23 protein-coding genes are annotated in these 23101 nt (G+C 70.8%); 7 read left to right on the forward strand and 16 right to left on the reverse strand.

From position 1 onward, the window contains the following. Positions 1-138: 138 nt before the first annotated feature. On the reverse strand, positions 139-342 hold the full coding sequence (locus ACGFNH_RS23855; protein ID WP_009715709.1) for a cold-shock protein: 204 nt from the start codon (positions 340-342) through the stop codon (positions 139-141). Positions 343-642: 300 nt separating this feature from the next. Here ACGFNH_RS23855 and ACGFNH_RS23860 point away from each other — a divergent pair, with 300 nt between their 5' ends. Further along, on the forward strand, positions 643-1005 hold the full coding sequence (locus tag ACGFNH_RS23860; protein WP_393656822.1) for an SCO5918 family protein: 363 nt from the start codon (positions 643-645) through the stop codon (positions 1003-1005). A 94-nt stretch (positions 1006-1099) separates the two neighbouring features. After that, on the forward strand, positions 1100-1534 hold the full coding sequence (locus ACGFNH_RS23865) for a helix-turn-helix domain-containing protein (protein WP_393656824.1): 435 nt from the start codon (positions 1100-1102) through the stop codon (positions 1532-1534). A gap of 43 nt (positions 1535-1577) precedes the next feature. Here the strand turns inward: ACGFNH_RS23865 and ACGFNH_RS23870 are convergent, their stop codons facing one another. Both ACGFNH_RS23870 and ACGFNH_RS23875 read right to left on the reverse strand, forming a co-directional pair. Continuing rightward, entirely contained in the window at positions 1578-2189 is a 612-nt protein-coding gene (locus tag ACGFNH_RS23870) for a ClpP family protease (protein WP_393656826.1), read from the reverse strand. 1 nt (position 2190) lies between these two features. Next, entirely contained in the window at positions 2191-2844 is a 654-nt protein-coding gene (locus tag ACGFNH_RS23875; RefSeq protein ID WP_393656828.1) for an ATP-dependent Clp protease proteolytic subunit, read from the reverse strand. A gap of 321 nt (positions 2845-3165) precedes the next feature. On the opposite strand from ACGFNH_RS23875, the gene thrS reads away from it, so the two are divergent. Further along, a complete protein-coding gene (thrS, locus tag ACGFNH_RS23880; protein ID WP_393656830.1) occupies positions 3166-4455 on the forward strand; it encodes a threonine--tRNA ligase in 1290 nt (429 codons plus the stop codon). A 305-nt stretch (positions 4456-4760) separates the two neighbouring features. On the opposite strand, the gene hemB is transcribed toward thrS, so the two are convergent. The 5 genes from hemB to ACGFNH_RS23905 are packed head-to-tail and all read right to left on the reverse strand — an operon-like array spanning position 4761 to position 10567. Then, complete coding sequence (gene hemB, locus ACGFNH_RS23885) at positions 4761-5762, reverse strand: porphobilinogen synthase (RefSeq protein WP_393656832.1); 1002 nt, start codon at positions 5760-5762, stop codon at positions 4761-4763. Further along, the gene (locus tag ACGFNH_RS23890) at positions 5759-7417 is read right to left on the reverse strand and encodes a uroporphyrinogen-III synthase (protein WP_393656834.1); all 1659 of its coding nucleotides are present in this window, start codon (positions 7415-7417) and stop codon (positions 5759-5761) included. Before ACGFNH_RS23890 ends, hemB begins: the two co-directional genes overlap by 4 nt. Then, positions 7414-8424, reverse strand: a complete 1011-nt coding sequence (gene hemC, locus ACGFNH_RS23895) for a hydroxymethylbilane synthase (RefSeq protein ID WP_393656836.1) — start codon at positions 8422-8424, stop codon at positions 7414-7416. The genes ACGFNH_RS23890 and hemC overlap by 4 nt, the downstream gene beginning before the upstream one ends. After that, the gene (locus tag ACGFNH_RS23900; protein ID WP_393656837.1) at positions 8421-9794 is read right to left on the reverse strand and encodes a glutamyl-tRNA reductase; all 1374 of its coding nucleotides are present in this window, start codon (positions 9792-9794) and stop codon (positions 8421-8423) included. Before ACGFNH_RS23900 ends, hemC begins: the two co-directional genes overlap by 4 nt. Then, the gene (locus ACGFNH_RS23905; RefSeq protein WP_393656839.1) at positions 9791-10567 is read right to left on the reverse strand and encodes a redox-sensing transcriptional repressor Rex; all 777 of its coding nucleotides are present in this window, start codon (positions 10565-10567) and stop codon (positions 9791-9793) included. Before ACGFNH_RS23905 ends, ACGFNH_RS23900 begins: the two co-directional genes overlap by 4 nt. A gap of 339 nt (positions 10568-10906) precedes the next feature. Here ACGFNH_RS23905 and ACGFNH_RS23910 point away from each other — a divergent pair, with 339 nt between their 5' ends. The 4 genes from ACGFNH_RS23910 to ACGFNH_RS23925 all read left to right on the forward strand — a co-directional run bounded on the left by ACGFNH_RS23910 (position 10907) and on the right by ACGFNH_RS23925 (position 15722). Further along, positions 10907-11188: a glutaredoxin family protein gene (locus tag ACGFNH_RS23910; RefSeq protein ID WP_393656902.1), complete on the forward strand. Its 282-nt coding sequence runs from the start codon at positions 10907-10909 to the stop codon at positions 11186-11188. A 264-nt stretch (positions 11189-11452) separates the two neighbouring features. Continuing rightward, positions 11453-12385 carry an HAD family hydrolase gene (locus ACGFNH_RS23915; RefSeq protein WP_393656904.1) on the forward strand — a complete coding sequence of 311 codons (933 nt, stop codon included), beginning with the start codon at positions 11453-11455 and terminating at the stop codon, positions 12383-12385. Positions 12386-13478: 1093 nt separating this feature from the next. Beyond that, positions 13479-14258, forward strand: coding sequence for an ECF subfamily RNA polymerase sigma factor, BldN family (locus ACGFNH_RS23920; RefSeq protein ID WP_393656841.1), 780 nt, complete (start codon positions 13479-13481; stop codon positions 14256-14258). Positions 14259-14522: 264 nt separating this feature from the next. Further along, the gene (locus ACGFNH_RS23925; RefSeq protein WP_393656843.1) at positions 14523-15722 is read left to right on the forward strand and encodes a DUF5667 domain-containing protein; all 1200 of its coding nucleotides are present in this window, start codon (positions 14523-14525) and stop codon (positions 15720-15722) included. A 138-nt stretch (positions 15723-15860) separates the two neighbouring features. On the opposite strand, the gene ACGFNH_RS23930 is transcribed toward ACGFNH_RS23925, so the two are convergent. The 8 genes from ACGFNH_RS23930 to ACGFNH_RS23965 form a co-directional block, all read right to left on the reverse strand. Further along, positions 15861-16928 carry a lysophospholipid acyltransferase family protein gene (locus tag ACGFNH_RS23930; RefSeq protein WP_393656845.1) on the reverse strand — a complete coding sequence of 356 codons (1068 nt, stop codon included), beginning with the start codon at positions 16926-16928 and terminating at the stop codon, positions 15861-15863. 1 nt (position 16929) lies between these two features. Further along, positions 16930-17982: an NAD-dependent epimerase/dehydratase family protein gene (locus ACGFNH_RS23935; protein ID WP_393656847.1), complete on the reverse strand. Its 1053-nt coding sequence runs from the start codon at positions 17980-17982 to the stop codon at positions 16930-16932. Between the two features lie 199 nt (positions 17983-18181). After that, the gene (locus tag ACGFNH_RS23940; protein WP_003948845.1) at positions 18182-18280 is read right to left on the reverse strand and encodes a 30S ribosomal protein bS22; all 99 of its coding nucleotides are present in this window, start codon (positions 18278-18280) and stop codon (positions 18182-18184) included. Positions 18281-18391: 111 nt separating this feature from the next. Next, on the reverse strand, positions 18392-18601 hold the full coding sequence (locus ACGFNH_RS23945) for a helix-turn-helix domain-containing protein (protein WP_351507891.1): 210 nt from the start codon (positions 18599-18601) through the stop codon (positions 18392-18394). A 128-nt stretch (positions 18602-18729) separates the two neighbouring features. Then, on the reverse strand, positions 18730-19545 hold the full coding sequence (locus ACGFNH_RS23950; protein ID WP_393656849.1) for a phosphatase: 816 nt from the start codon (positions 19543-19545) through the stop codon (positions 18730-18732). A 291-nt stretch (positions 19546-19836) separates the two neighbouring features. Further along, a complete protein-coding gene (locus tag ACGFNH_RS23955) occupies positions 19837-21009 on the reverse strand; it encodes an acetoin utilization protein AcuC (protein ID WP_393656851.1) in 1173 nt (390 codons plus the stop codon). After that, entirely contained in the window at positions 20960-22213 is a 1254-nt protein-coding gene (locus ACGFNH_RS23960; protein ID WP_393656853.1) for an MFS transporter, read from the reverse strand. The genes ACGFNH_RS23955 and ACGFNH_RS23960 overlap by 50 nt, the downstream gene beginning before the upstream one ends. A 121-nt stretch (positions 22214-22334) precedes the next feature. Beyond that, positions 22335-22994, reverse strand: a complete 660-nt coding sequence (locus tag ACGFNH_RS23965; protein ID WP_393656855.1) for an HAD family hydrolase — start codon at positions 22992-22994, stop codon at positions 22335-22337. Between the last annotated feature and the right edge of the window lie 107 nt (positions 22995-23101).

A 23101-nucleotide genomic window follows, 5' to 3' on the forward strand; every position in this document is an offset into this window, starting at 1 on the left:
CGGGAACGAGCCGGAAAGAAAAAGCGAAAACCTGGCACGGCCGGGTGAAATCTTGCCGACGAGGTTTCAGTAAAGACAGGACAGGCGAGGGCCCGCACCCTTCAGGTGCGGGCCCCTGCTGTGTGGCTCGTCCAGGACTTAGGCCGGGACGATGTTCTCGGCCTGCGGGCCCTTCTGGCCCTGCGTGACGTCGAACGTCACCTTCTGGCCTTCCTGGAGCTCACGGAAGCCCTGGGTGGCGATGTTCGAGTAGTGGGCGAAGACGTCCGCGCCGCCGCCGTCCTGCTCGATGAAGCCGAAGCCCTTTTCCGAGTTGAACCACTTGACGGTGCCGGTGGCCATAAGAAATCTCCTTCTTAGGGGAAGCAGTACCGAAACCCGCCCTGTGCGGATTCCGAGTCGCCGCAATGACCCCATCCGATGAGATCGGATAAACAAAAATGCACCTGACCGGTCACATCCCGTCAGGTGCACACAAAGTCCATGGGTACCAAAACTGCAACTGAAAGCAATCTAGCACACTCCTCCCCCGACCACCGAATTTCCGGTGACCGCATGTGCTTCCCGCTCGGGCAGGGCTGTGGGACGCTGAGCAGACCGACGTCCGCCCGACGTACTCCCCCTCCCCCTTGTTGAGGCCTCATGCGCGTCATCATCGCCGGCTACCCCTTCGACCTGACCGCGAGCGAGGTGGAGCTGACGATGCGCGGGGTGAGGCCCGAGCCGATCACAGGTCCATCGGTCAAGATCGGTCGCTCCACCTTCCCGGTGAAGCAGGTCGGGGCGCTCGTCACACGCCAGGACCGCCGCGACTTCAGTGCCGGTGAGGTGACCCGGGCCATGACACGCCTGGGATTCACCTGCCTTGCGGCACCGGCGCCCCCGCCGCCGCCCCCTCCCCCCCTCTCGGACGAGTTCCTCTACCCCGAGGTGCTGCCGATCTCGACGCCCGACCGGACGCCGCCCACCGGCCCGCACCCCTCGGGCTCACCGTTCGGCAGCTGACCGACCGCCGGCCGGCCCTTTTCGGCCGGTCGCTTCGCCACAGGCAGAACGCCGCGCCCCTCCCTCCCGAGCGCGGCGCTTCTACCCTGGAGCGGTGACCAGCCACGCGCCGAACCAAGCCCGCGTCATTCCCCTGCGCCCCGTCGTAGCGCCCGCTGAGCCGGCGCCGACCGCCCCCGCCAAGGAGCCCCTCTGGCGCCAGGTCGTCGGGGAGTCCCTGCGCCGTGAGCGCCTCGCGCAGAAGCGCACTCTCAAGGATGTGGCCGACGCGGCACGAATCTCCGTGCCGTATCTCTCCGAGGTCGAGCGCGGCCTGAAGGAGGCGTCCTCCGAGGTCCTCGCGGCCGCCGCCGCAGCCCTGGGTCTCGGGCTGGCCGACCTCCTCGCCCTGGGTCAGGGCGAACTCGCCCGCCTCACCGCGGTACGGCGGACGACCACCCGCGTCACCTCCCGGCTGACCTCACCATCGGCTCCGCAGGCGACCGCACGGGTGACCTCGCGCCAGGGCGACGTACGGCTCGCTGCCTGACCACTGCGGCCGTACGCGCCCAGGGATCGCCGCCCGGCGGCGGTCAGGCAGCGGCGGCTACCGGGATCCGGCGGCTCAGCACCTCGTCCGCCAGCCCGTACGCCACGGCCTCCTGCGCGGTGAACACCTTGTCGCGGTCCATGTCCGCGCGCAGCGTCGCCGCATCGTGGGGGGTGTGGCGGGCGAGCACCTCCTCCACCTGGGAGCGGATCCGGACCATCTCCTTGGCCTGGAGGCTGAGATCCGAGACCGTCCCCTGGCGGCCGCCGCTCGCGGGCTGCCCGAGCAGCACGCGGGCGTGCTCCAGGATCATGCGGCGCCCGGGGTCGCCCCCGGCGAGGAGGACGGCCGCGGTCGAGGCCGCCTGCCCGACGCAGAACGTCGAGATCGGCGAGCCGACGAAGGTCATCGTGTCGTAGATGGCCATCAGTGAAGTGAACGAGCCGCCGGGTGAGTTGATGTAGATCGAGATCTCGCGTTCGGGGTTCGAGGACTCCAGGTGGAGGAGCTGGGCGATGACGACGTTGGCGACGCCGTCGTCGATCTCGGTGCCGAGGAAGATGATGCGCTCGGACAGCAGCCGGCTGTAGATGTCGTACGCGCGCTCGCCCACCGGGGTGCGCTCGACGACCGTCGGAATCGTGTACTGGCCCATGTCAGATCCCCATCCGTCGCTGCGAACCGGCCGGGCGCACGTCGGCGAGCGACTCCACGACGCGGTCGACCATCCCGTACTCCTTGGCCTGCTGAGCGGTGAACCACCGGTCGCGGTCGCCGTCGCGGGCGACGGTCTCGGCCGTCTGGCCCGTGTGCTCGGCGGTGATGCGCTCGATGGCCTTCTTGGTGAACTCGAGGTTCTCGGCCTGGATGGCGATGTCGGCCGTGGTCCCGCCGATACCGGCGGACGGCTGGTGCATCATGATCCGCGCGTTCGGCAGGGCGTAGCGCTTGCCCTTCGCCCCGACGGTGAGCAGGAACTGGCCCATGCTGGCGGCGAATCCCATCGCGAGGGTCGAGACGTCGTTGGGGATGAGCCGCATGGTGTCGTAGATCGCGAGCCCCGCGGTCACCGAGCCGCCCGGGCTGTTGACGACGAGGCTGATGTCGGTCCGCGCGTCCTCGGCCGAGAGCAGGAGGAGCTGCGCGCAGACGCGGTTCGCGGAGACCTCGTCGACCTGGGTGCCCAGGAAGATGATCCGCTGATGGAGGAGCTGGGCGGCCAGATCGTCGTCGAAGCGCGTGGGGAGCGTGTCGCCGTCGGTGGCGCGCGGGGCGAGGGCCGGATCCCGGCCGGTGGTCAGTGGAGCCATCGGTCCTCCTCGAAGGGTGGTGGCGGCTGCTGCAGCCGCCGATGACTCCACTGTCGGCGCGTCCGTGCCACTACGTCAGGAATCTTGGCCCGCAGCAGATTCGCTGCGGGCAGAGCGATCCGGCTCCGGGGCATCGGCGCAGGCCAGGGACGGTGCGACAGGGATCGGGGGTGGGTCGCCCTGACGCTGTGCACCCGACGGAAAAGGCCGCGCGACCCGCGCCGGGCCCCTGCTACCGTCGCCCGTATGCAGCGTGCCGCGATGACGACGACGCCGGAGACCCTCCCGGCGCGCTGACCGATGTCCTGCCGAAGCCCCGGGGTGAGCCCCGGGGCTTCGCCGTGGGTACTCGCCTCGCCCGATGTCCGCGAGGAGACCGCCATGCACGACCACCGCAGGATCGGCCGCGAGCTCGACCTGTTCGACACCGACCCCCTGATCGGCGCGGGACTGCCGTACTGGCTGCCCGACGGCGGCGCCGTGCGGCACGCGCTGGAGGAGTACATCCGCACCGCGGAGCGGCGGGCGGGCTACCGCCACGTCTACTCGCCGGTCCTCGGCAAACGCGAGCTGTACGAGATCTCGGGCCACTGGTCCCACTACAGCGACGACATGTTCCCGCCGATGGACGTGGGCGGCGAGCAGGTCGTCCTGCGGCCCAGCCTGTGCCCGCACCACGCCCTGATCTATCGCTCCCGCTCCCACAGCTACCGTGAACTCCCCCTGCGAATGGCGGAGTTGGGCGGGATGTACCGGTCAGAGCTCTCCGGCGTCCTCGGCGGGCTCACCCGCGTACGGGCGATCCAGCTCAACGACGCGCACATCTTCTGCACCCTGGACCAGGTCACCGACGAGGCACACGCGGCCCTGGAGATGATCGGCAGGGCGTACGAGGCGCTGGGCATCGCCCCCTCCCGCCACCGGCTCTCCCTCCCCGGCCCCGGCGGGAAGTACGTCGCCGCGCCCGGGATGTGGGAGCGGGCCACCGCCCTGCTGACCGACGTCCTCGACCGTTCGGGGCTCCCGTACGAGGCGGCCGAGGGCGAGGCCGCGTTCTACGGGCCGAAGATCGACATCCAGGTCGCCGACGGCGCGGGCCGGGAGTCCACCCTGTCCACCGTGCAGATCGACTTCCACCAGCCCGAGCAGTTCGATCTGCACTACATCGGCGCGGACGGCGTGAAGCACCGGCCGGTGATGGTCCACCGCAGCATCATCGGCAGTGTGGAGCGGGCGGTCGCCCACCTCATCGAGGCCCATGGCGGAGCGTTCCCGGCCTGGCTCGCGCCGGTCCAGGTCGCGGTCCTCCCCGTCTCCGACGCCGAGTCGGAGCACGCCGAGGCGTTCGCCCGGAGGTGCCGGGAACAGGATCTGCGGGCCGAGGTGGCGGAGGCCGAGCGCGGCAGTCTGGGCGCGCGCATCCGCCAGGCGCGCCTGGTGCCGTACCAGGCCGTGATCGGTCCCAAGGAGGCCGTCGACGGCGAGGTGGCGCTGCGGCTGCGCGACGGCCGCCGGCCGGACCCGCTTCCGGTCGGCGAGGCGCTCGCCCGTATCGGGGTCCTGGTGTCATCCCACAGCACCGCGCTGTGGGACGACGGCGACGGCGCGTAGGAGTTCCGGGCCCAGGGGTCGCGGGCCCAGGGGTCGCGGGCCCAGAGGTCGCGGGCCCAGGGGGCGCGGCCACGGCGATGCCCGGCATCGCCGTGGCTCGGCGACCTCCTTGACGAGCTCTCGGCTGCGGAACTGCAGCAAATCCCTTGAAACGGCGCCCCCTTGCGATCTCATGCCCGGCGGAGCGGCAGGACTCGCAGCTTCCGCGGAGGAACGGAAGAAGCCCCTGCCGATGCAGTACTGCATCGGCAGGGGCTTCGTAGGACGTACGTGCCCAGTCCTGTGCGCGTGGTCCTACGGGGTGGTCACTCCCCGCGCTGAAGCCGCTGGGCGACCTCCGTGGCCCAGTACGTCAGGATCAGGCCCGCGCCCGCCCGCCGGATGCCCGTCAGCGTCTCCATGATCGCCCGGTCGCGCTCCAGCCAGCCGTTGGCCGCCGCGGCCTCGACCATCGCGTACTCGCCGGAGATCTGGTAGGCGGCAACCGGCACATCCGCCTCGTCCGCGATGCGGCGGAGGATGTCGAGGTAGGGCAGCGCGGGCTTGACCATCACCATGTCCGCGCCCTCCGCCAGGTCGAGCGCCAGCTCGCGCAGCGCCTCCCGGGCATTGGCCGGGTCCTGCTGATAGGTCTTGCGGTCGCCCTTGAGCGAGGAGCCCACCGCCTCGCGGAACGGCCCGTAGAACGCCGACGAGTACTTGACGGTGTACGCGAGGACCGAGACGTCCTGGCGGCCGATGCCATCCAGCGCCTCCCGGATGACCCGCACCTGACCGTCCATCATGCCGCTGGGGCCGACCACATGGGCGCCCGCGTCCGCCTGGACGCGGGCCATCTCCGCGTACCGCTCCAGCGTCGCGTCGTTGTCGACCCGGCCCTCGGCGTCCAGCACACCGCAGTGACCGTGGTCGGTGTGCTCGTCCAGGCACAGGTCGGACATGACGACCAGGTCGTCGCCGACCTCGGACCGTACGTCCTCCAGGGCGACTTGGAGGATGCCCCGCGGGTCGGTGCCCGGCGAACCGATCGCGTCCTTCTTCGCCTCCTCCGGGACACCGAACAGCATGATGCCGCCCACGCCCGCCTGCACCGCCTCCGCGGCCGCCTTCCGCAGGGTGTTGCGGGTGTGCTGGACGACGCCCGGCATGGTGGAGATCGGCACCGGCTCGGAGATGCCCTCCCGCACGAAGGCGGGAAGGATCAACTCGGCCGGATGCAGCCGCGCCTCGGCGACCATCCGCCGCAGGGCGGGGGTCGTCCGAAGCCGCCGCGGCCGCGCGCCGGGGAAGTTTCCGTAAACGCTCAACTGCGCCTCCTGCGCGAACCCGGACGGCGCTCGCTCGGCCGGGTGACGTGTTCACCTGCCTCGACCGCTGCCGCCCGGCGCTGCGCGCCGAACTCCGCGAGGGCCTCGGCCAGCTTGTGCACCGACGGCTCCGGCGAGAGGACGTCGACCCGCAGGCCGTGCTCCTCCGCCGTCTTGGCCGTCGCCGGGCCGATGCAGGCGATGACGGTGACGTTGTGCGGCTTGCCGGCGATGCCCACCAGATTCCGCACGGTGCTGGAGGAGGTGAACAGCACGGCGTCGAACCCGCCGCCCTTGATCGCCTCACGGGTCTCGGCCGGCGGCGGCGAGGCGCGCACGGTCCGGTACGCCGTCACGTCGTCCACCTCCCAGCCCAGTTCGATGAGCCCGGCGACCAGTGTCTCGGTCGCGATGTCGGCGCGCGGCAGAAAGACACGGTCGATCGGGTCGAAGACCGGATCGTACGGCGGCCAGTCCTCCAGCAGCCCGGCCGCGGACTGCTCACCGCTGGGCACCAGGTCCGGCTTCACACCGAAGTCCACCAGCGCCTTGGCGGTCTGCTCGCCCACCGCCGCGACCTTGATCCCGGCGAAGGCGCGGGCGTCGAGCCCGTACTCCTCGAACTTCTCCCGGACCGCCTTGACGGCGTTGACCGAGGTGAAGGCGATCCACTCGTAGCGGCCCGTCACCAGACCCTTGACGGCGCGCTCCATCTGCTGGGGCGTGCGCGGCGGTTCCACGGCGATGGTGGGGACCTCGTGCGGCACGGCGCCGTACGACCGGAGCTGGTCGGAGAGCGAGGCCGCCTGCTCCTTCGTCCGCGGGACGAGGACCTTCCAGCCGAACAGCGGCTTGGACTCGAACCACGCGAGCTGGTCGCGCTGGGCCGCGGCGCTGTGCTCGCCGACCACGGCTATCACCGGCTGACCGCCGTCCGCGGACGGCAGCGCCTTCGCCGCCTTCAGCACCTGGGCGATCGTGCCGAGCGTGGCCGTCCACGTCCGCTGCCGGGTGGTCGTCCCCGCGACGGTGACGGTCATCGGGGTGTCGGGCTTCCGCCCGGCCGCGACCAGTTCACCGGAGGCCGTGGCCACCGCGTCCAGCGTCGTGGAGACGACGACCGTCGCGTCGCTGGCGCCGGTCTCGTTCCAGCAGCGCTCGGAGGCCGTCCTCGCGTCGACGAAACGGACATCGGCGCCCTCGGCGGACCGCAGCGGCACACCGGCGTACGCGGGCACGCCCACGGCCGCCGCCACACCCGGCACCACCTCGAACGGGATGCCCTCGCCGACACAGGCCAGCATCTCCGCGCCCGTGTCGGCGTCCAGGCCGGGATCGCCCGCGACCGCACGCACGACCCGCTTGCCGGCCCGCGCGGCCCCCATGACAAGATTGGCCGCATCTCGCAAGGCAGGGGCGGCAGTTGAGGCCGTGGCCTCGTCCTGCTCCGGCTGCGGGATGTCCGCGCCCGTCCTCGCGTGCTGGCTCACCACATCGAGCACCTGCGGATCGGCCACCAGGACGTCCGCGTGGGCCAGCGCCTCCACGGCGCGCAGCGTCAGCAGTCCCGGATCTCCGGGTCCGGCACCGAGGAAGGTGACGTGACCGAGAGCAGCGTGTGGTGCTCGTGCAAGATGTGCGGCGGTGGGGCTCAAAGTGCGCGCTCCCCCATCAGACCGGCCGCACCCTTCGCCAGCATCTCGGCGGCGAGTTCGCTGCCGAGGGCGAGGGCGTCGTCGTGAGACGCGGGTACGGGACCGGTGGTGGACAGCTGCACCAGCGTCGTGCCGTCGGTGGTACCGACGACTCCGCGCAGGCGCATTTCGGTGACAGCCTGCCCGTCGGCCAGAAGGTCGGCCAGGGCACCGACAGGTGCACTGCAACCGGCCTCCAGGGCGGCGAGCAGGGATCGCTCGGCGGTCACGGCGGCCCGCGTGCGCGGGTCGTCGAGCTCGGCGAGACGGGCTGCGAGATCCGCTGCGGATGCAGCGCATTCGACCGCCAGCGCCCCTTGACCGGGGGCCGGCAGCACGGTGTCGACGGGCAGCAACTCGGTTGCCTCGTCGATGCGGCCGATCCGGGTCAGACCCGCGGCGGCCAGTACGACGCCGTCGAGCTCCCCGGAACGGACGTAGCCGATCCGGGTGTCGACATTGCCGCGTATCGGGACGGTCTCGACGTCGAGACCGAGACTGCGGGCCCAGGCGTTCAGCAGCGCCGTGCGGCGCGGCGAACCGGTGCCGATACGGGCGGGGCGGGACGCCTCCGCCGCGGAGGCCGCCAGCTCCTCGAAGCCGAGCCCGTCGCGGCCCACCAGGGCGTCGCGGGGGTCCTCGCGCGGAGGCACCGCGGCGATGACCAGCTCGTGGGGCTGCGTGGTCGGCAGGTCCTTCAGCGAGTGCACGGCGAAGTCGACCTCGCCGCGCAGCAGCGCGTCACGCAGCGCGGTCACGAAGACTCCGGTGCCGCCGATCTGCGAGAGCGACGCGCGGGAGGTGTCGCCGTAGGTGGTGATCTCCACCAGTTCGACGGGGCGGCCGGTCAGATCGCGTACGGCATCGGCTATGCGCCCGGACTGGGCCATCGCCAGCTTGCTGCGGCGGGTCCCGAGCCGCAGAGGCCGGAGACCGCCTGCGCCGGAGACGGGACGGCTGTCGTTCATGTGGCCCGCCCTCCTCGGTTCGGATCGCCGGCGTCGGCACGGCTGACGGCGGCGACCGCCTGCGGATCGAGGTCGAACAACTCCCGCAGGGCGTCCGCGTACCCGGCGCCGCCGGGCTCGCCCGCGAGTTCCTTCACCCGCACCGTGGGCGCGTGGAGGAGCTTGTCCACGACACGGCGCAGCGTCTGCGTGATCTCGGCGCGCTCCTTGTCGTCCAGGCCGGGCAGACGGCCGTTGAGCCGGGAGACCTCGCTCGCGACGACGTCCGCCGCCATGGTGCGCAGGGCCACCACCGTGGGGGTGATGTGGGCAGCACGCTGAGCCGCGCCGAAGGCGCCGACCTCCTCGGACACGATGGAGCGGACCCGGTCCACATCGGCCGCCATCGGGGCGTCCGCGGACGCCTCCGCGAGGGTCTCGATGTCGACGAGGCGCACCCCGTCGATGCGGTGGGCCGCGGTGTCGACGTCCCGCGGCATGGCCAGGTCGAGGACGTCGATGCGGCGACCGGGGCTTCCGGCGAGGGCGCTGTGCAGGGCGGCGGCCGTCAGTACGAGGCCGGTGGCACCCGTACAGGAGACGACGAGGTCGGCCGCGGTCAGCTCGGCGGCGACGGTGTCCATGGGGACCGCGCGGGCCGTGAAGGCCGCGGAGTCGGCGGCGCCGCGGGCGCTCTGCTCGACGAGGGCGGCGGCCAGGCGCTCGGCCCGGTCCTCGGTCCTGTTGGCGATCACCAGTTCGGTGATACCGGCCCGCGCGAGCGTCGTGGCCGCAAGGGACGACATGGAGCCGGCACCGATGACCAGGGCGCGCTTGCGCCCGGCCCAGGTCTCGACGGCGGAGCCGTCGGCGAGCTGCTCCAGGCCGAACGTGACGAGCGACTGCCCGGCCCGGTCGATACCGGTCTCGCTGTGGGCCCGCTTGCCGACCCGCAGCGCCTGCTGGAACAGGTCGTTGAGCAGGCGGCCGGCGGTGTGCTGGTCCTGGCCGAGCGCCAGCGCGTCCTTGATCTGGCCGAGGATCTGGCCCTCGCCGACGACCATCGAGTCCAGGCCGCAGGCCACCGAGAAGAGGTGATGGACGGCCCGGTCCTCGTAGTGCACATAGAGGTACGGGGTCAGCTCCTCCAGCCCGACGCCGCTGTGCACGGACAGCAGCGTCGACATCTCGGCGACACCCGCGTGGAACTTGTCGACGTCGGCGTACAGCTCGATGCGGTTGCACGTGGCGAGCACGGCGGCCTCCGCCGCGGGCTCGGCGGCGACCGCGTCCTGCAGCAGCTTGCCCTGCGCCTCGACTGCGAGCGAGGCCCGCTCCAGCACGCTGACCGGCGCGCTGCGGTGGCTCAGGCCGACGACCAGAAGACTCATGCGGGCATCACGGCGGGGACGTCCCCGTCGGGTCCCTTCCTGCCTCCGTCGGAGGCGGCGCGCACGGCCGGCGGCGCAACCGCCCCGGAGGCCTCGGACAGATCGGCTTCCTCGCCGGCCTTCCGCTGCTCGTGGAAGGCGAGGATCTGCAGCTCGATGGAGAGGTCGACCTTGCGCACGTCGACGCCGTCGGGCACGGACAGCACGGTGGGCGCGAAGTTGAGGATGGAGGTCACACCGGCGGCGACGAGCCGCTCGCAGACCTGCTGGGCGGCCCCGGCCGGGGTGGCGATGACCCCGATGGAGACGCCGTTGTCGTTGATGATCGCTTCCAGGTCGTCGGTGTGCCGGACGGGCAGACCGGCGACGGGCTTCCCCGTCATGGCGGGATCCGCGTCTATCAGCGCGGCGACCCGGAACCCGCGGGAGGCGAAGCCGCCGTAGTTGGCGAGCGCGGCGCCGAGGTTACCGATACCGACGATCACGACCGGCCAGTCCTGGGTCAGGCCGAGCTCGCGGGAGATCTGGTAGACGAGGTACTCCACGTCGTAGCCGACACCGCGCGTCCCGTACGAACCCAGGTACGAGAAGTCCTTCCGCAACTTGGCAGAGTTCACCCCGGCCGCCGCCGCGAGCTCTTCGGAGGAGACCGTGGGGACCGAGCGCTCCGAGAGCGCGGTCAGCGCGCGCAGATACAGCGGAAGACGGGCGACGGTGGCCTCGGGGATCCCTCGGCTACGGGTCGCCGGTCGGTGTGTTCGGCCAGTTGCCACGGTGCTCCTGCGGGTAGAGCGGGGCTGCAGGCGGTCACACGTCCCACGACCGCCCCGTTGACAGCAGGCTATGTCTTTGTGAACGCGTGCACAAAGATGGTGTCCGCTTTGTCCGGTCAAAGTGACCGGGGTCACGCGGTTCGACGACATGATCGCGGAACCACCCGCGGGACGGACCCGTTGAGCGCCGGCAGGGACCACACGCACACTTCTCCCTACGACTGTGCCCCCGATCCCGCCGAAACGCCCCCGCTCGTCGCCACCCTTTTCGCCCCACGCCCCCTGAACCCCGTGCCCACCGCGGCGAAGGGCGGCACCCACCACCGGAGTTCCGGAGCCATGAGCCCGCTGCTGCGCCGCAAACCCCGCAAGAACCCCGCCGACAGCACCGTGACGCTGATCGGCAAGCCAGGCTGCCATCTCTGCGATGAGGCACGGGAAGTGATCGTCACGGTCTGCGACGAACTGGGTGCATCCTGGGAGGAGAGGGACATCACTCAGGACTCCGAGTTGCACCGCCGCTACTGGGAGCAGATTCCCGTCGTCCTCATCGACGGCGCCCAGCACGACTTCTGGCGCGTGGACCCGGACCGTCTGCGCAAGGCGCTGGGCGGCGGGTGACACCCCGGCGGCACGGCGCTGACCAGCGGTTGAACTGCCACCGGGCGCGACGTCGAACCTGAACTCCACGCCCCCGAAAGGCGGTCGCGCGACCGGCCGGAGGGGGACGGGGACGGGACAACGGCCCGTACGCCGTAACAAATCCGTCGGAGGAAGTTCACGCGTCCGAATCCTCCCGACTCCGGATTGACGGGTCGGGCTGGCTATGCTCACGTCATGTCCCTCCCATCGCCCGACCACCGTTCCGGTTGGCGTCCCTCCGCGATGCACCTCGGATGGGGATGGCTCACGCGCCGCAGGCGCCCCGCGACCGCACGCAGTGTGCTGGCCGGCGAGGCGGCCGCCGAAGCGGCCCGCAAGACCTCGCAAGAGATCGAGATGGAAGCCGGCGAGGAGTCGGCCGAGCCGGAGTTCCCCGTCGCCGGGGACGCCCTCGCCGCCGCCTTCTTCGACCTCGACAACACCGTGATGCAGGGCGCCGCGCTCTTCCACTTCGGCCGCGGCCTGCACAAGCGCAAGTTCTTCCGCAAGCGCGAACTCGCCCGCTTCGCCTGGCAGCAGGCGTGGTTCCGGATGGCGGGCGTCGAGGACCCGGCGCACATGGAGGACGCCCGCAACAGCGCGCTCTCCATCGTGAAGGGCCACCGCGTCTCCGAACTCATGGAGATGGGCGAGGACATCTACGACGAGTACATGGCCGAGCGCATCTGGCCGGGCACCCGCGCCCTGGCCCAGGCCCACCTCGACGCGGGCCAGAAGGTCTGGCTGGTCACCGCGGCCCCGGTCGAGACGGCGACGATCATCGCTCGCCGACTCGGCCTGACCGGCGCCCTCGGCACGGTTGCCGAGTCCGTCGACGGCATCTACACGGGCCGGCTGGTCGGCGAGATCCTCCACGGCCCGGCGAAGGCCGAGGCCGTACGAGCCCTGGCGGCGGCGGAAGGCCTGACCCTGTCGCGCTGCGCGGCGTACAGCGACTCCGCAAACGACATCCCGATGCTGTCGATCGTCGGGCATCCGTACGCCATCAACCCGGACAGCAGGCTGCGCAAGCACGCGCGCGAACACGGCTGGCGGCTGCGCGACTACAGGACGGGCCGCAAGGCGGCGAAGGTCGGCATCCCGGCCGCGGCCGGGGTCGGGGCACTGGCGGGCGGAGCGGCGGCCGCGGTGGCACTCCAGCGCCGCCGCCGCTAGTTCGCCGCGGTTGATTCGCGGCCCCTGGTTCGCCGCGATGGGTTCGCGGCACTGGTTCACCGCGGCTGTTTCGCCGCCCTGGTTCACGCGTGGCGGCTTCACGCGTGGCGGCGCCCGCGGGCCCCGGTGTCCGCACCCGGGGCCGGGGCGCCCCCGCGGAGGGCCGGCTCCCCGGGTCGCCGCTGCCGACGCCGGACACAGCACTCCCGCCCCTCTGGGCGCGCTCTGTACGTCCCGGGGTCCGGTCCCGTCAGCGGCATACGTTCGGTCGCGCTTCGGACGCCCCGGGGTCCAGGGCCCGTCACCGACGTACGTTGGGTCGCCCTTCGGAGGACCGGCTCACGAGGCGCGTCATTGCGCAGGTCCCGCGCTCACCTCTCCCACTGCCCCGCGCCCGCCGACGGCGCCTTACGCCCTACGCCGACCCTTAGGGACTCAACGGCCGCGCAGGAGCGTGCCTTCGGCTCGACACGCCGCGGCACGGGGGCACGGCACGGGAGGCACGGGGCGGGACCACCTCTCACGGGGATACGGGCGCGACAACCGCACAAATCACCCTGTGATCCGGGCCACATCACAGCCTTCGCGGCGCATCGGGCGCACCGCCGTCCGTACGGGACGGCCGCCCGGGCGGCACCGGCGCGGCACCGGTAGCCGTTCCAGGAGCCGCGCAACACGCGCACCCGCGGGGGATGCACGAGATGCGCGCGAAACGCGCGGGAACCGGATCGTTCCTGGACGCGTCATGGGTGGCGTACCGCATCGGATCGGACCACGCGAAGCGATGTGCGGCCAATCCAGGCCACTTACCCCTACAGGCCTCCTGCCAGTCCTGATGCCCCTGGACTGCCACGACTTGAGCGCCACTCGGGCGAATCGAGCAAAATTCCGATCATTATCTATCGAATGTTCGATATTGCATCGGTCACCAATTCATAACAGAGCGTTCCGACCCGGCGATTTGAGCAACTCGGCGTAGCACGGCCTGTACGAAGCGTTATTCTCCTCAGACGCAAACCGGTACCCACACGTCCCTACGACGGGTGAACGGTTCCGCACTGCACGTGATGGAAGCTCTGCCTCTGGGAGTCCCGTGTACCCACACGTCGGGGTTGACGCCTCGGGCCTGGCTACGCTCCGCGCAACGGTCGCCGACCATATGCGCGGCATCGTCCCCACCGCGTACGCCGTCCCTGCCTTCGCCGCGCCTGTCCCTGCCGGTCCTGCCGGCCCCGCCTACGCCCTGGCCGAGAACACCGCAGCGGTCGGGAGACGATCGCGCGCCGGCGGTGCAACCACCGCCCGCCGTCCCGCCGCGGACAGCGACAGCCGCCGCATGATGGACCTGGTCGAACGCGCCCAGGCCGGAGAGGCCGAAGCCTTCGGGCGCCTTTACGACCAGTACGCCGACACGGTGTACCGGTACATCTACTACCGAGTGGGCGGCAAGGCGACCGCCGAGGACCTCACAAGTGAGACGTTCCTGCGCGCTCTGCGCCGTATCGGGACGTTCACCTGGCAGGGCCGCGACTTCGGGGCCTGGCTCGTGACGATCGCCCGCAACCTGGTCGCCGACCACTTCAAGTCCAGCCGCTTCCGCCTCGAGGTGACGACCGGCGAAATGCTGGACGCCAATGAGGTGGAGCGCAGCCCGGAGGACTCCGTCCTGGAGTCGCTCTCCAACGCGGCGCTGCTGGAAGCCGTTCGCAAGCTCAACCCACAGCAGCAGGAATGCGTCACGCTGCGCTTCCTGCAGGGCCTTTCGGTCGCCGAGACGGCCCGGGTCATGGGCAAGAACGAGGGTGCCATCAAGACCCTCCAGTACCGGGCGGTCCGCACGCTGGCCCGGCTTCTGCCGGATGACGCCCGCTGACCCGGGCGCCCCGGCGAGAACCCCCACCAACGCAGAACACGCCGCCACAGAAGACAACACATACGGTGACCCCCAGATGACCCAGCGGTCGGATCATCGTGACTGCGTAACCCGGCTGCATCACCGCTCGTTGTCCGGGGTGCAGACTCCCTGTGGTCGCATGCTGTCCAGAATGCGTCACTCGAAAGAGTGGTTGCGCTCAAGGTGTGCAACCTTCCATACATGCCAGGGAGTTGCAGGTGATGACGAGAGGAGGTGCCGCCCGTGATCGCGAACGTATCGGCGCACCGGCGGGCGAACGCCTTCGCCCAGGCCCTGGATGAGCGGCAGGCCAGCCAGGACCGGACGCCCGAGCAGACCTGTGCTCCGGCGGCGGCGGACGAGCAGGACAGACTGCCGGCCGTGGCGGGGAGACTCGCCCGGATCCCGAAGCCGGAGCTTGACCCCGACGTCAGGATCGTCCAGCGAGCCCAGTTGGTCGCCGCCATGGAAGCCATGCTCTCCGAAGGGGCGGGGTCCGACGGTCCGCGCGTTCCGGAACAGCGGCGGAGGGGTGCCCACCGGGCGACGTCGCTCAGCAAGCTCAAACCACGGTCCCGCTGGTCCCAGGGGCTCGCGGCGGGCGGGCTCACGGTCGGCGTGGCGGCGGGGGCGTTCAGCGGTGTCGCGGCAGCCAGTTCCGACGCGCTGCCCGGTGACTCGCTCTACGGGCTGAAGCGCGGCATGGAGGATCTGAAGCGCGGCATGGCGGACGACGAGTCCGACCGCGGTGAGATCTACCTCGGCCAGGCGTCCACGCGGATGAACGAGGCGCGCAGGCTCATGGAGCGGGGCCGCTCCGGCGACCTCGACCACGAGTCGCTCGGCGAGGTCCGCCGGGCCCTCTCCGGTATGCGTCACGACGCTTCCGAGGGCCACCGGCTGCTCTCCGCCGCGTACGCACGCGACGGTTCGCTCGCCCCCATCCAGGCGCTGGAGTCGTTCTCGACGTCCAACCGCCGTAGCTGGAGCGAACTGCGCGACCGGCTCCCCGTCCAACTCACCGATGTGGGCGACGGGGTGACCTCGGTCTTCGACGCCATAGACGACGAGGTCGGTCCGCTGAAGTCGCTGCTGCCCGCCGCCCCCGGCAGCTCGGATCCCTCCCGCGGCAGGGCAGGGGACTCCTCGGGGACGGGCGACGCGAAGGCGTCGCAGGATTCGACGCCGTCCACGTCGGGCTCCTCGTCAGAGCCAGGGGCCAGCGGGGGCACCACGCCGCGGCCCAGCGAATCGCAGCGCCTGGACGAGCGGTTGATCGGCGGCGCCGGCGATCTGCTCGACCCGCCCAAGGGGAGCGCGTCGACGCTGCCCGGCAGCAGCAGTGGCAGCGCAGGCGGTTCGGCGAAGCCGGACATCACGCTCCCGCCGCTGCTCCCCGGCCTGCTCCCGGGCCTGGGCATCGACGGGGACGACGACAGATAGGCGCGCGCGGCCGCCATGTTCGGGCGGCCGCACCAAGGCTCGTCGCACCACGGCGCTCGGCCTCCTCACGTCATGCATCGTGAGGAGGCCGAGCGCCGTTCGTCGTGCCGAGCGGGGCGAGACCGCCCTCCCGGCCACTCAGAAGAACACGGAACGCCGCTGCACCAGCAGCTTGTAGAGCGTGTGCTGAATCGTTTCGCGCACCTGATCCGTGAGGTTGAACATCAGCATGGGATCCTCGGCCGCCTCCAGCGGAAAACCGTCGGTCGCGATCGGCTCCCCGAACTGGATCGTCCACTTCGTCGGCAGCGGCACCGCACCCAGCGGCCCGAGCCACGGGAACGTCGGCGTGATCGGGAAGTACGGGAAACCCAGCACACGCGCGAGAGTCTTCGCGTTCCCGATCATCGGGTAGATCTCCTCCGCCCCGACGATCGAGCACGGCACGATCGGAACCCGCGCCTGCAACGCCGTGGAGACGAACCCGCCCCGCCCGAAGCGCTGGAGCTTGTAGCGCTCCGAGAACGGCTTCCCGATGCCCTTGAAGCCCTCCGGCATCACCCCGACCACCTCGCCGCGCTCCAGCAGCCGCTGTGCGTCCTCGGCGCACGCGAGGGTGTGACCGGCCTTGCGCGCCAGCTCGTTGACGACGGGCAGCATGAAGACCAGGTCGGCCGCGAGCAGCCGCAGATGGCGGTCCGCCGGGTGGTTGTCGTGCACGGCGACCTGGAGCATCAGGCCGTCCATGGGCAGCGTCCCGGAGTGGTTGGCGACGATCAACGCGCCGCCGGCATCCGGAATGTTCTCGATGCCCTTCACATCCACACGGAAGTACTTGTCGTAGAGCGGGCGCAGCAGTGACATCAGGACCTGGTCGGTCAGCTCTTCGTCGTAGCCGAAGTCGTCGACCTCGTAGTCCCCGGTCACCCGGCGCCGCAGGAACGACAGCCCCTGCGCCAGTCTGCGGTCCCAACCGCCGCCCGCACGCTGCCCCTCGGCGGCCTCCCCGGCCTCCGCCCCGCGCTGGGCCGCCGGCCCCGTCCCGGCCTTCTCCGCGCCCTCCGCGCCGTCCGTGAGCGCTTGCTCCGGTACGGGCGAGAGCTGGCCCGTCCTGCGCCCGTTCACCTTGGACTTGGGCTTGCCCGCCTTGCCGCCGCGACGCGACCTCGGATCCTCGCCGAAGGGAATGACCTTGGCATCGGCCATGTCAGGTGCGCTCCTCACTGGGGGTCGCGGAGACGAGGTCCGCGAGCCGGTCGACGGTACGGGCGAGGGTCTCGGGCGGGAGCAGTCCCGGTCCGCGGCTGCGCGCGAAGTCCGCGAAGGTCTCCGCCGTCGTATAGCGGGGATGGAACCCCAGGGTCTCGCGCATCTGCGTCGTCTGCACCACCCTGCCGTGGGTGAGCAGCCGGATCTGCTCGGGCGAGAAGTCCGTCATACCGACCGAGCGCAGGGCCTGGCCGACCCAGGTGACGGCCGGCAGCAGCACGGGCACGGTGGGGCGGCCGAGCCGTCTGGCAGTCTGCGAGAGGAGCAGTACGCCGTCTCCCGCGATGTTGAACGTGCCGCTGTTGAGCGTGCCGCGACGGGGGTCGAAGGAGGCGAGCCGCAGCACCTCCATCACGTCGTCCTCGTGCACGAACTGCAGCCGGGGGTCGTAGCCGAGGACGGTGGGCAGGACGGGCAGGGAGAAGTAGTCGGCGAGCGGGGTGTCCGCGCGTGGCCCGAGGATGTTGGCGAAGCGCAGGACGCAGACGGCGACATCGGGGCGCCGGCGCGCGAAGCCCCGGACGTAGCCCTCCACTTCCACGGCGTCCTTGGCGAAGCCGCCGCTGGGCAGCGATTTGGGGGGCGTCGACTCGGTGAAGACGGCCGGATCGCGCGGCGCGGAGCCGTACACGCTGGTGGTCGACTTCACCACGAGCCGCGAGACGGACGGCGCCTTCTGGCAGGCACCGAGGAGCTGCATGGTGCCGATGACGTTGGTTTCCTTGATGGTGCCCCGGCTGCCGCGAGTGCCGAGCGGAGTGCCGGTGACATCCATGTGAACGACGGTGTCCACCGAGTGCTCCGCGAGGACCCTCGCGATCGTCGGCTGCCGGATGTCGGCCTGGACGAACACGGCCCCACCGAGCCGGTGCTCGGGCCGTACGGCATCGACCCCGATGACCCGGTCGACGTCCGGTTCGCGCTGGATACGCCGTACGAATCGGCCCCCGAGCTGTCGCGCGACACCGGTGACGAGCACGACTTTGCCCAAGATCAGCGCCTTCCTTCCCGCACTTCGACGGCGTTCGGGTTTGTTGCTTCCGCGGTCACCGTATCGAGTGGATGTTGCACTGTGGTGACCTGAGGATGCATAGAGCTACATTTCCAGCCGGACGCGGGACACGGGAAGACGACGACGCCCTCCCACCGGCGAACGGGTGGGAGGGCGTCGTGTCACGCTCAGCTGTCGCTCACTTCTTGTTGCGACGCTGAACGCGGGTGCGCTTGAGCAGCTTGCGGTGCTTCTTCTTCGCCATCCGCTTGCGCCGCTTCTTGATAACAGAGCCCACGACTACCCTCGCTCACTTCGAATCACTCGGTGCGGGGCGTCCGAGCCCACACTACCTACGGCGGCTCAGCCTACCCGGCACAGAGTGAGGATCGTAATCCGAGGGTCTTCGTCAGGCGGTCTCCACCCCCACATAGGACTCGCGGAGATAGTCGTGCACCGCCTGCTCCGGAACCCGGAAGGACCTCCCCACCCTGATAGCAGGCAGATGACCGCTGTGCACCAAGCGGTACACGGTCATCTTGGACACGCGCATCACCGTGGCGACTTCCGCCACAGTCAGGAACTGAACCTCGTTCAGAGGCCTCTCGCCAGCAGCCATGACACACCTGAACCTTCCGCACATGACGGGCACCGGCTTCCCCTCCGGTGGCTTCTCGTCCCTGTGCGCTCTCTCCCCAGAGTAGGGGCGTGTGATGCAAGTGGGGAAGAGGAGCAGCCATCGACCGCCTACCGTGACAGACACGCTCGATTGAGTACATAGCGAGTAAGCGGACGGTAGTAATCGGACCGCGCAGCGTCATCGAGCGGGACCGTCACCGAGACCAGGCCCTCGGCCTCGCCGACGAAGAGCGCGGGATCGTCCGTATCCGCGAGACCGATCGCCTCGATCCCCAGCTGACCTGCCCCGCAGACCCATCCATGGTCCCCGACGACGAGCGCCGGAAGGGGCGCGTCGGCGTCGGCCGCGGCGGCGAGGGCGGCCCGGACCGGGAGCGGGGAGTGGCTGTGCGCACCGCCGCCGGGGGCGTCACCGCGCGCGTCCGGCTCGCGCACGAACGCGACGCCCCGTACGTAGTCGAGCTGGTACGTGCGTACGCCGAACCGGGTCGGTATGTCGACACATCGACCATGCGCTGGTGTGAGGACAGGACATCCTGCCGCCGACAGCGCACCAGCCAAGGAGGCGTAGAAACCCAGGAGCCGATGGGGGTGTCCGGTGCCGAGGAGAACGGGCGCGCGCGCCGCCGCGACGACACCGAGCCGGGCGGCGAAGGCATCGAGCGCGGACACCGTGCGGTCGGGATCGATCACATCCGGTCCCGTTACATGGCACGGGTCGTCTGACACGCCACAACGATCGGCCATCAACCGCAGCAGACCGGACTCGTCCCATGGCCGTTCGGGCTCAAGGCCGAGCAGCACCCGTGGGTCCCCCGCGGCGAAGAGCCGGTAACTGCGCAGGCTCTCCTCGCGGGATGTGGTCACGCTCCCCGCCAGCCGCGCCGCCATCAGGTGCGCCCGTAACGCTCCAGCACTCAGCACGTCCTGATGCTCGCCCATGGCACGCCCGGCGGGGCCGGGATCGGCCGTACGACCCACGGTCGGCGTAATTCCGCGGCACGGAATGGACCTCTGTACGAGAGGGGGCTGCAAGTGCAGCCGCGTACGGCCGGGAAATCGCCCGGAGTTGGCGCGATGTGCGGCACGCGGCACGCGGCACGCGATGTGCGGCATGCGATCTGCGGCGTACGTCCTGCGACGCGGACGACGTTCGGACGCCGACCTCCGCCGGTGCGTCCCCGCCGGTACCGCGTCCCCGCTACGGAACCAGCGCTACGGCATCAGCCCGTGCGCCGGATAGACCGCCATCCGCGTCGCACGGATCGCCTGGTCCAGCCGGTCCGCCGGGTCGTACCCCGACTCCTCCCAGTCCCGCCACACCGGCGTGCGCCCGTCCGTCATCCGCCCCGGCGCCATCTGCCGTGTCCGGGCGTAGACCTGGTGGCGCCATTCCTCCGGTACGAGGGACTCGGGCTCCACCGGCCGCTCCGCCGCGATCCCCACCAGATGCGTCCACGACCGCGGCACCACGTCCACGATCGCGTAACCGCCGCCGCCCAGGGCCACCCAGCGCCCCTCGGCGTGCTCGTGGGCCAGCGCGTGGACCGACTCCGCCACCGCCCGCTGCGCGTCCAGGCTCACCGCCAGATGCGCGAGCGGGTCCTCGAAGTGCGTATCGGCACCGTGCTGCGTCACCAGCACCTGTGGCCGGAAGGCGGCCAGGAGCTCCGGCACCACCGCATGGATGGCGCGCAGCCAGCCCTCGTCACCCGTCCCGGCCGGCAGCGCCACGTTCACCGCGCTGCCCTCCGCGCCCGGGCCTCCGGTCTCCTCCGGCCAGCCGGTCTGCGGGAACAGCGTCTGCGGATGCTCGTGCACCGACACCGTCAGCACCCGCGGGTCGTCCCAGAAGGCCGCCTGCACCCCGTCGCCGTGGTGCACGTCCACGTCCAGGTACGCGACCCGTTCCGCGCCGAGCTCCAGCAGCCGGGCGATGGCCAGCGCGGCGTCGTTGTAGATGCAGAAGCCGGAGGCGCTGCCCGGCATGGCGTGGTGCAGCCCGCCCGCGAAGTTCACGGCGTGCTGCGCCTCCCCGCGCCAGACCGCCTCCGCCGCGCCCACCGACTGCCCGGCGATGAGCGCCGACGCCTCGTGCATCCCGGCGAACGCGGGATCGTCCTCGGTGCCCAGCCCGTACGAGCCGTCCGCGGTCTTCGGATCGGCCGACACCCGCCGTACGGCCTCGATGTAGTCGGCGCGGTGGACGAGCCGCAGCGTGGAGTCCCCGGCAGCCTTGGCGGACACCACGTCCACGGCGCGATCCAGGCCGAACGCCTCCACCAGGCGCATGGTCAGTGCCAGCCGCACCGGATCCATGGGGTGTCCGGGCCCGAAGTCATAGCCCGTTACTGCCTCGTCCCACATCAGCTGTGCGCGGCCGCTCATGTCCGCCACCGTATCGGGTTGGTTCAGCGCCGAACGATCGGGCGTACACGAGTGTCACCAGCACCAGGGCCATCGGTACGAGCATGGCGCCGCGATAGCCCCACAGGTCCCCCAGCCCGCCCACAAGGGGTGATCCGATGAGGAAGCCGACGTAGTTGAAGATGTTGAGACGCGCGACGGCGGCGTCCGAGGAGTCGGGGAACAGGCGGCCGGCGGCGGCGAAGGTCTGCGGGACGATCACGGACAGGCCGAGGCCCAGCAGAGTGAAGCCGAGCATCCCCCACCAGGCACCCGGCGCCACCGCGACGGCCGCGAACCCGGTCGCCGCGGTCACCGTCCCCGCCCGCACGACGGCGACCGCCCCGAACCGACGGACGCCCCGGTCCCCCACGGACCGCCCGAGCAGGGTCGTCACCATGTAGACGTTGTACGGGACGGTGGCGAGCTGCTCGGAGCTGCCCAGCACGTCCTGGAGGTACTTGGCGCTCCAGTTCGCCACCGTCGAGTCGCCGATGTACGCGCAGGTCATGACCAGGCAGAGCGGCAGCAGAAGTGTCATCGACAACCCGGCGCCGGCGGACGCGGCCCTGCGGCCGCCATTGGCCTGCGGGACCGGTGGCGGGGCCGGAGCGGGTGACACCGGCCGGGCCCGGTCGACGTACCAGCGGCCGGCGACGAGCACGACCGGGACGAGCACCGCCACCACCGGCCCGTACAGCACCGCCAGCGACAACTTCCAGTGCGCTCCGCTCCAGGCGAGCGAGGCCCCGAGGATCCCGCCGAGGCTGTACGCGGCGTGGAAGCCGAGCATGATGCTGCGCCCGTAGGTGCGCTGCAGGCTGACGCCGAGCATGTTCATGGATGCGTCCAGGCCGCCGACGGCGAGGCCGAACACCCCCAGCGCGGTGGCCAGTTGCCACAGGTCGGTCCCGGCGCCCGCGCCGAGGAGCGCGAGGCAGACGACGGGCTGGACCGAGCGGAGAACCGTGCTGGGACGTACGCGCTTGACCAGGTGCTCGGTGAGGACGCTGCCGACGCCGGCGAGGATCGGCACCGCGGCGAGGAAGACCGGCAAGTACGCGTCGCTGAGCCGGTAGCGGTCCTGGATCGCCGGGATCCGCGTCACGAGCAGCGCGAAGCAGACGCCCTGCACGAAGAAGCTGACCGTCAGCGAGGCCCGGCCGTGCCGCAGCTTTGCGTCCATGGCCGTGGAGCGTACGACCCGGAGCTACCGCTGGGTAGACGCCGTCACGTCCCGAATCAACCGGACGGGTCGCCTCAGACGAGGGCGTCTCAGGCGGGCCGTGTTCCGGAAGAGCGGTGTCTCAGGCGAGGACATCCCCGGCGAGGAGGGGCAGAAGCTCCCTCATGCCGGCGAAGCACGCGGTGGAAGACGCGAGCGCGGTGGACGGAGTCATGGCGGTGAAGCCGTACACGTCCATGCCCGCCGCCAGAGCCGCCCGGACCCCGAGCGGACTGTCCTCGACGACCGCGCACCGCTCGGGCACCACACCCATGGCGGCCGCGGCGTGGAGAAACAGATCGGGAGCCGGCTTTCCGCGGCCCACGTCCTGCGAGCTGAAGATACGGCCTTCGCCGAAGCGGTCGTAGAGGCCCGTCGTGCGCAGCGTGACGCGGATACGCTCATGGCTCCCGGACGAGGCGACGCAGTACGGCACATCGTCCGCAGCGAGCTTCTCCAGCACCTCGTCGACACCGGCGACGGGCTGCAGTTCGCGCCGGAAGGCCTCGAAGACCCGGGCGTGGAAGACCTCGTCGAAACCCTCGGGGAGCCGCTTTCCGTGCCGCTCCATGACGAGGTCGTGAATGCGGTGCATGGCCGAACCCATGTAGTCGCGGATCGAGTCCTCGTACGTGGTGGGGTGGTCCAATTCGGTGAGGTACGCGGCGAGGATCGTGTTGGATATCGGCTCACTGTCGACGAGCACGCCGTCGTTGTCGAAGATCACCAGGTCGTAGCGCATGGATGCAGCCTAAACGCAGAAATGCCTCAACCCCCGGGCTGGACCCAGGGGTTGAGGCTAAAAATTGTTCGGCGGTGTCCTACTCTCCCACAGGGTCCCCCCTGCAG

The organism is Streptomyces sp. NPDC048639 (assembly GCF_043199075.1).
Taxonomy (GTDB): domain Bacteria; phylum Actinomycetota; class Actinomycetes; order Streptomycetales; family Streptomycetaceae; genus Streptomyces.